The sequence below is a fragment of the Treponema sp. UBA785 genome, from assembly GCF_002297065.1.
Classification (GTDB): domain Bacteria; phylum Spirochaetota; class Spirochaetia; order Treponematales; family Treponemataceae; genus Treponema_D.
Genome location: NZ_DBJD01000058.1, coordinates 46,547 through 54,760, shown reverse-complemented (window position 1 = coordinate 54,760; position 8,214 = coordinate 46,547). Strand labels below are relative to the sequence as shown.

The 8,214-nt window shown below is 42.1% G+C and carries 6 protein-coding genes; 2 read left to right on the top strand and 4 right to left on the bottom strand.

All coding sequences use genetic code 11. The features are described from left to right. Positions 1–391: 391 nt before the first annotated feature. The 4 genes from purM to B2X33_RS04915 form a co-directional block, all read right to left on the bottom strand. Positions 392–1,486, bottom strand: a complete 1,095-nt coding sequence (gene purM / locus B2X33_RS04930) for a phosphoribosylformylglycinamidine cyclo-ligase (RefSeq protein ID WP_296668056.1) — start codon at positions 1,484–1,486, stop codon at positions 392–394. A 154-nt stretch (positions 1,487–1,640) separates the two neighbouring features. Next, positions 1,641–2,138: a 5-(carboxyamino)imidazole ribonucleotide mutase gene (purE, locus tag B2X33_RS04925; RefSeq protein ID WP_296668054.1), complete on the bottom strand. Its 498-nt coding sequence runs from the start codon at positions 2,136–2,138 to the stop codon at positions 1,641–1,643. Between the two features lie 77 nt (positions 2,139–2,215). Beyond that, a complete protein-coding gene (locus B2X33_RS04920) occupies positions 2,216–3,559 on the bottom strand; it encodes a M16 family metallopeptidase (protein WP_296668052.1) in 1,344 nt (447 codons plus the stop codon). A gap of 35 nt (positions 3,560–3,594) precedes the next feature. Then, positions 3,595–5,001 (bottom strand): M16 family metallopeptidase, encoded by a 1,407-nt coding sequence (locus B2X33_RS04915; protein WP_296668050.1) that lies wholly within the window; start codon positions 4,999–5,001, stop codon positions 3,595–3,597. Positions 5,002–5,186: 185 nt separating this feature from the next. On the opposite strand from B2X33_RS04915, the gene B2X33_RS04910 reads away from it, so the two are divergent. Together B2X33_RS04910 and B2X33_RS04905 are read left to right on the top strand one after the other, a co-directional pair. After that, the gene (locus tag B2X33_RS04910; RefSeq protein ID WP_296021053.1) at positions 5,187–5,495 is read left to right on the top strand and encodes a metal-sensing transcriptional repressor; all 309 of its coding nucleotides are present in this window, start codon (positions 5,187–5,189) and stop codon (positions 5,493–5,495) included. Between the two features lie 14 nt (positions 5,496–5,509). Next, positions 5,510–8,077, top strand: coding sequence for a heavy metal translocating P-type ATPase (locus tag B2X33_RS04905; RefSeq protein WP_296668048.1), 2,568 nt, complete (start codon positions 5,510–5,512; stop codon positions 8,075–8,077). The last annotated feature ends 137 nt before the right edge of the window (positions 8,078–8,214 follow it).

Sequence of the window (8,214 nt, the reverse complement as noted above, 5' to 3'; positions counted from 1 at the left end):
CCTCACGCATATAATTTTATGTCATTATCGGGCTTGTCTTCTTGTCATTATCGGGCTGGACTTCTTGTCATTATCGGGCTTGACCCGATAATCCCATATGCAAGGCTTGCGGCATCTTTCTGACAGTATGTAAATATCTTTCTGTAAGGCTTGCGGCATTTTCCTGACAGTATGTAAATATCTTTCTGTAAGTCCTGCAACATTCTCCTGTCAGTCCTGCAACATTTTCCTGCAAGGCTTGCGGCGCTTTCCGGATTTACGTCTTTACATCAAGCAATAATAAAAAAGTGTCCGAAAACCAAACATTGAAAGAAAAAACTGGACAGGCATAAAAAAACCGGCAAAAACAGAATTTAAGCCGGTTTCTTATCATACAAAATATTTTTTAATTCTATTCAAGAACTGTTGCTTCGTGCGAGCCTTTAAGGTCTGCTCCCAAATCGTGCTCAGAAGCTTTTACATAGCCGATTTTATAGGCCTTCATATCTGGAATTCCAAGTTTCTTGTGGACATCTGTCGCAAAATCAGCAGCTTTTTTGTTAAAATGCTCGGCAATCGCATCGGCATCTTCTTTTTTAACGGCAAGAACAAGTCCGATTCCCATGTTGTATGTTCCCCACATGCCTTCCGGATCTGCTCCGCGGCGCTCGAGCTCGGCAAAAATCGCAGGCTTTTCCCAGCTGTCCTTTTTGATTACGCTTACAAGGTTCGCGCCTTTTTTGTACATTCTAGGAACATTCTCATAAAAGCCTCCGCCTGTAATATGAACCATTCCGTGGATTTTTTCGCCAAATGTCTCCAAAGCGTCCATAACAGGGCGCACATAAATGCGTGTCGGAGTAAGCAAAACTTCTCCAATCGGTTTTCCGTTAAAGTCTTCGTTAAAATCCTTTACGAGCTTGCGGACAAGAGAGTATCCGTTTGAGTGGCATCCTGTCGAAGAAAGCCCAATCAAAACATCCCCGGCCTCGATTCTGTCGCCGGTAATCATTTTTTCTTTTTCGCCAAAACCTACGCCAAAACCGGCAAGGTCGTATTTTCCGTCATCGTAAAAACCAGGCATTTCGGCGGTTTCTCCGCCCAGAAGCGCGCATCCGGCATCAACGCAGCCGTCGGCAACACCTTTTACAAGCTGTCCGGCAACTTTTGCGTCGAGTTTTCCGCAGGCAACATAGTCCAAGAAGAACGAAGTCTTTACACCGGAACACAAAATGTCGTTTACGCTCATTGCAACGCAGTCAATTCCAACAGTGTCGTATTTTCCCATCTGAAAAGCAATGTCGAGCTTTGTGCCCACACCGTCAGTGCCAGAAACAGCGACCGGATGCTTTAAGCCGGCAGGAATTTCAAACATTCCGTTAAAGCTTCCCAAATCCGTCAAAAGTCCAGGAATACGGGTGCGCTTTGCATGAACCTTGTATTCGTTTACAGCGTTGTAACCTTCTTCAACATCAACGCCAGAATCTTTGTAGTCAATTGTCGCCATATTTTTCCTCAATAATTTGGAGCGCATTTTTCGTTCCCGGCCGCGCTTGCGCAGTTCGGTAACCCTCAGTCCTTCGGACCGGCTAACGCCGCTGCTCCAGTGCGGGCTAAGATTTTTTTATAATATCAATTTTTCGCTCTTGTGTCATTATGCGCTAAAACGCAACGCCAAGACCGGAAGCCACGGCTTCATCTGCAAGCTTTTTGCGGAAAGCCGCAAGTTTTTCTTTTAGCTCTGGATATTTTATCGAAAGAATTTCCGCCGCAAGGTAAGCCGCGTTTTTTGCAGAATTTATTCCGACTGTCGCAACCGGAATTTGCGGAGGCATCTGCACAATAGAAAGAAGCGCGTCCATTCCGCCCAGACCGTTAGAAACTCCGGGATTTACACATTCGAGCGGAACTCCAATAACAGGAAGTGTCGTTGCTCCTGCAATAACACCCGGCAAAGCCGCCGCAAGTCCGGCTCCTGCAATAATCACTTCAAAACCTTCATCTTCAACTTTTTTTACAGTTTCGTGCAAAAGCGCGCCTGCGCGGTGAGCCGACAGAATAAAAGCCTTGTATTCAATTCCAAATTCCTTTAAAACGTCTGCCGCTTTCTTCATAGTATCTTTGTCTGATTTAGAGCCAAAAAAAATCGCAACTTTCATAAAAACCACCTCGGATTCATAGTACCTTAAAATCAAAACAAATTCTATAAAAAGCCTTTTTTTGCCAAAAAGGCTTCTCATTTTGTAACCGTAATCCAGCGGATTTTATTTTTTGACTCTGGCGATATGTACTTTTTAAATGCAGAATAAACCTGTCCTGCGCTTACGTTCTGCACTTGAGAAGAGCGTTTTAGATATGTGTCCGGTTTTCCTGAATATTCAAGCGAAGTAATAATATTTGCGGCTACTCCTGTTCCGCTCTGGCTCGAATCGAACAATGTCGTAATGTATTTGTTTTTGTATTGCTCTAGTTTTTCTTCAACCTGCTTTTCGCCCGGAAAACTTTCAATCGCCTTGTAAATCAACGAATGAATGTTTTCCGTATCGCTTATTTTGTAAGCGCTTATCGCTCCGAGCATCTGCTTTCCGCCAAGAACGCCCGTTCCGATTGAGTAAACAGCGCCTGCTTTCTCGCGCACCTGGTCAAAAAATATATCATCCAAATACATAAGAGAAATTGCAAAAGGCACATAATCCGGATCATACCGCTCTGGACAGTTAAAAAATCCGATTGAATAGCCAGAAGTTCCAGCCTGCTCATTTTTTAGGAAAATATCCTCGCCTTCAACCAAAATCTCTCCAACTTCCGGAGATTTGTAGCTTCCTTTTTGAATCGCCCCAAAATAAGAATTGAGCTTTTCGACCAGTTTTTTCTGTCCGTCCAAGTCCATATTTGCGACAACGACAAATTTTATTCTTTTTGCATCCAAAAGTTTTTTATGGTGATTTTTAATTTCGTCCAAAGTAATAAGCTTTAACGACTCTTCGGTTACAGAGGCCGAGCTTGCATAAGAAGTTTTTCCAAACGCCGTTTTTTCAAGCTCAATTCCAAGCTGGCCGCTCGGATCAGATTTTGAGCGCACAAGAGAATCTTCTTCGTTAAGCATCATCTGCTTAAAATCGTTTTCTAAAAAAGCCGGCGAATTTATTGAATCGGCATAGACTTCGAGAACGCCATCCAAGTCTTTTTGGAGGCATTTTATTCCGGCGACGCTGTAATCGCGTCCGCTCGAAGCGCTCATCGAAAAAGAAATTCCGTACTGCATGTTTTGAATGTCTTCGTACGAAAATTTTTTGCTTCCGTGGAACATAAGCTCAAGTGCAAGGCCTTCAATTCCTGCCATTTTTGGACTTACAAGCGGAGTTCCGCCTTCAAAAACCGTGCGCAAAACAAAAACCTGTCCGCCGTTCGTCTTTTTAAAAATCACTGGAATTCCGTTTTTTAACTCATATTGCGAAAAATCTTTTACATTTTCTTCATAATAAGCGTCTTTTTCGTTTTTTGGAGACGAGGCGCAGCCTGCAAGAAAAAATATTTGTGCCGCAAGCAAAACAAAAAATGCTTTTTTTATAATCTTCATTATTTTCCTCCGAAAAATGCCTTTTTAGAGCGGATTTATTTCCACCAGCGGGCATTTTCTGCATTAAGCTCCTGCCAGCCGTCTTTTTCAAATTCTTTTTTATTTTCCCTGTAATATTCCGGGTTTACAAAAAGAACGGCAAGCCCTTTTTTATCTTTTATATATTTTTCAACAAAAGAGCGGACATCTTTATTTTCAACTTTTAAAATATTTTCGTCATAAGAAAGAGCATAATCCGCACCAGAAGAAGCCCATTCCGAAGAAAAGCCCCGTAAAAAAAGAGAAGCGGTTTCCATTGAATAGGTTCTGCTGTCTTCAAGCCTGCCCTTTACGCTTTTTATGTCTTTTTCGTCGTATCCAGTTCCGCTTTTGAGCATATCGTCCACTGCCTGCGTGTTCCAGTAGTCAAGAATAAGCTGCGCCCTTTTTTGTGGTGAAATTTTTTCATCATTCATAAAAGCGGCAGAAAAACTTATAACTCCGCTAGCCCGCATTGTCGAATACGAGCCGCCGATATAATCCGCATCTGGAATATTCAGTTCTTTATTTTGTATTGCCCCGGAAATAAAATTTCCAGACGGGTTTGAAAGGAGATACGACCAGACATCTGCCGCATAAGTGTCATTCTCGTCGCTCTGGGCGTCAGGTCCGCGCAGATAAAAAACAATTCTGCTTATTCCCTTTGAATTTTGAGGATCGGCAAAGACAAGCTTTTTTATGGCCGAAAATGGAGTTTTTGACGAAGTTTCGATTTTCTTTCCAATTTGGGCGTTTTTTCCGTTCTGCCAGCCGCCGTAAATTTCTTTTACGAGAGAATAGACTTCTTCGTGCTTTACATCGCCTCCGACAAAAAGTCCGGTGTTTGCAGGAACATAATATTCTTCCTGAATTTTTTTAAGGCTTTCCGCTGTCGCATTTCTTATGATTTTTGGATCGCCGGAAGTGTCGGTTTTCCAGGGACATTCAAAAAAAAGATTTTTAAAAACTCCTGCGCCGAAAATTCTTCCCGGCTCGCTCATTCCGCCTTCTATTTCCGACAAAACAACAGATTTCTCGTTTTCGAGCTCTTTTTCGTCAAGAAGCGGAGTGCGGATTGCATAAGACCAGTATTCAAGTCCGTCTTTTAAAAGTCCCGACGGCACTGTAAAAAAATAATTTACGCGGTCAATCGAAGTCGTTCCGTTCCACTCAGAAACGCCCATTTTATTCAAAGCGGCATACGCCTCCTTTTGATTTGCGTATTTTGCATTTCCTTTGAACATCATGTGCTCGTAAAGATGAAAAAGCCCCGCGTTTTCCGGCGTCTGGGCAACAGCTCCGGCTTTTACGGCAATTTCGATGTAAACAAGCGGAGCAGAATCATTTTCCATTACAAAAAGTTCAAGTCCGTTTTCGAGCTTATACTTAAAAAGCGACGGAACAGAAGTCTTTTGGGCAGGCAAGACAAAAACCGCGCCGCACAAAAAAAAGGCCGTTAAAAAAAATTTAAAAATTTTCCGAGTCATATATTCAATATAACAATATTGCGGTTTCTTAGATACAGTTTTTCAGGACAACTCTATTGACACATACCCCATAGAGGTATTATATATTTTCTGGAAAAAATATAAAAAGAAAGGAAATCCTAATGGAATCAAAAAACAAATGCTGCTGCTCAGCAAGAACAAAAGAACGAAGTCCGGAAGAATTTAAGATTCTTTCAAACAGGCTCAGCCGTATTGAGGGCCAGATTCGGGGAATCAAAAAAATGCTCGAAAACAACGCCTATTGCCCGGACATTTTAATTCAGGTTTCGGCGGTGAATGCGGCGTTAAACTCGTTCAACAAAGTTCTTTTGGCAGAACACATAAATTCCTGCGTAGTGAACGATATTAAAGACGGAAAAACAGAAACCGTCGGCGAGCTTGTGGAAATTCTTCAAAAGCTTATGAAATAGCAAAAGGAAAATTTATGGATAAATACATAGTAACTGGAATGTCCTGCGCGGCCTGCGCTGCAAGAGTTGAAAAAGCGGTTTTAAAAGTTCCGGGAGTCAATTCATGCACGGTAAGCCTTCTGACAAATTCCATGGGAGTCGAAGGAGAAGCCTCTTCCGAAAAAATAATAAATGCTGTCGAAAAAGCCGGCTACAAAGCGCAGAAATTCTCATCAAAAGAAAGCCATTCAATTCAAGGCCAGACTCCGTCCGAAGACAGCGAGACTCCGCTCTTAAAAAAAAGGCTCGTCTGGTCGGTTTTGCTGCTGTCAGTCTTAATGTATTTTAGCATGGGACACATGATGTTTGGCTGGCCGATTCCAGCCTGGCTTACCAAAAACGGCGGAAATCACGTCGCAATGGGAATTTTACAGATGGTTCTCTCGGCTCTCATAATGCTCGTAAATAAAAAATTCTTCGTTTCTGGATTTAAAAGTCTTATTCATCTTGCGCCTAACATGGACACTCTCGTTGCCCTTGGCTCCGGAGTTTCGTTTGTTTACAGCGTTTTTGTGCTTTTTGAGATGACGGATTCGGTTTTGCTAATGGACAGCGCGCGCACTCTAAAACTTATGAACGGTTTTTATTTTGAAAGCGCGGCGATGATTGTAACTCTTATAACAGTCGGAAAGCTCTTAGAGTCAATCTCAAAAGGAAAGACAACAGACGCGCTTAAAAGCCTTATGAAGCTTTCTCCAAAAACCGCGGTTATCCTAAAAAACGGAGCAGAAAAAACTGTCAAAATCGAAGAAGTTCAAAAAGACGATATTTTTGTAGTCCGCCCTGGAGAAAATATTCCTGCCGATGGAATTATTATTGAAGGAAGCTGCTCTGTAAACGAATCTGCGCTCACAGGAGAATCGATTCCTGTTGACAAGAAAAACGGCGACAAGGTCTGCGCGGCAACTTTAAATCAGACAGGATTTATAAAATGCAGGGCCGTAAAAGTCGGAGAAGACACAACTCTTTCGCAGATAATTCAAATGGTAAGCGACGCCGCCGCGACAAAAGCTCCGATTGCAAAAATTGCGGACAAAGTTTCTGGAATTTTCGTTCCGGCAGTAATTTTAATTTCGATTTTTACATTTTTGGCCTGGATTTTTGCAGGCGAAGAGTTTTCATTCGCCCTAAACCGCGCAATAACCGTTCTTGTCGTAAGCTGCCCTTGCGCGCTCGGTCTTGCAACTCCAGTCGCAATAATGGTCGGAAACGGAATCGGCGCAAAAAACGGGATTCTGTTCAAAACCTCCGCTGCGCTTGAACAGACAGGAAAGTCAAAAATTGTAATCTTGGACAAAACAGGAACAATCACAAAAGGAGAGCCTCTTGCAACCGACATTTTTGCATTTGAAGTTTCTGAACGCGAGCTTTTAGAAAAAGCCGCCTCGCTCGAATCAAAAAGCGAACATCCGCTTGCAAAGGCAGTGTTAAAAAAAGCCGGAGAAGAAAAAATTGAGTTAAAGCCAACTTCTGAATTTACAGCCATTCCCGGAAACGGCCTTTCGGCAATACTTGAAGGGAAAAAAATTTACGGCGGAAACCTGAGCTTTATTCAGTCAAAACTTTCTAATATAAGCGAAAAGCCTAAAATTCTTGCGGAAAAATTTGCAGAGCAAGGAAAAACCCCGCTATTTTTTGCAGAAGAAGACAGGCTTTTAGGCATTATAGCCGTGGCAGATGTAATAAAAAGCGACAGCTCAAAAGCCATAGAAGAATTAAAAAATATGGGAATTTTTGTCGCAATGCTCACAGGCGACAACGAAAAAACAGCCCGCGCGATCGGAGCTCAGGCAGGCGTTGACGAAGTGATTGCAGGCGTTCTTCCAGACAAAAAAGCGGAAAAAGTTCTCGAATTCAAGAAAAAAGGAAAAGTCTGCATGGTCGGAGACGGAATAAACGATGCCCCGGCTCTTACAGCGGCAGACACGGGAATGGCTATCGGCTCTGGAACAGATGTTGCAATAGATGCGGCAAATGTTGTCCTTATAAAAAACAGTCTTCTGGACGTAAGCCGCGCAATCCGGCTCAGCCAAAAAACTGTAAAAAATATTCACGAAAACCTTTTCTGGGCATTTTTTTACAATATTCTTTTAATTCCAATTGCCGCAGGCGCATACATAAAGCTTTTTGGTCTGGAAATGAATCCAATGCTTGGAGCGGCGGCAATGAGCCTTTCAAGTTTTTGTGTTGTAATAAATGCGCTCAGATTGAATTTTTTCAATTTGAGGAATTCAAAAAATAAAAAAAGCAAAAAATCCGCTTTAACTGCACAAAATGTAGTTTCTGCGGAAAATAAAAATAAACAGGAGGCCGAAAAAATGGCAGAATTAACAGAAAAAACATTAAAAGTAGAAGGAATGATGTGCTGCAACTGTGAAAATCACGTAAAAAGAGCGCTTGAAAAAATCGAAGGCGTAGAGACAGCCTCGCCAGACCACAAGACTTCGCAGGTTACGGTAAAGCTTTCGAAAAACGTTCCAGAAAGCGAATTTGAAAGGGCGATTGCAGACGCCGGTTATACTTATGCCGGTTTAAACTTGTAAATAAAAAAGAAAATCTTTAAAATGTGGACAAAAATTTAGAAAGCCGGTTTTTACCGCTTATGAAGACGGTAAACGCTGAAGAAAACTTTCATTTTTTTAGTAAAAACTCGACAGGATGTAAGATAAAAACAGCCGAA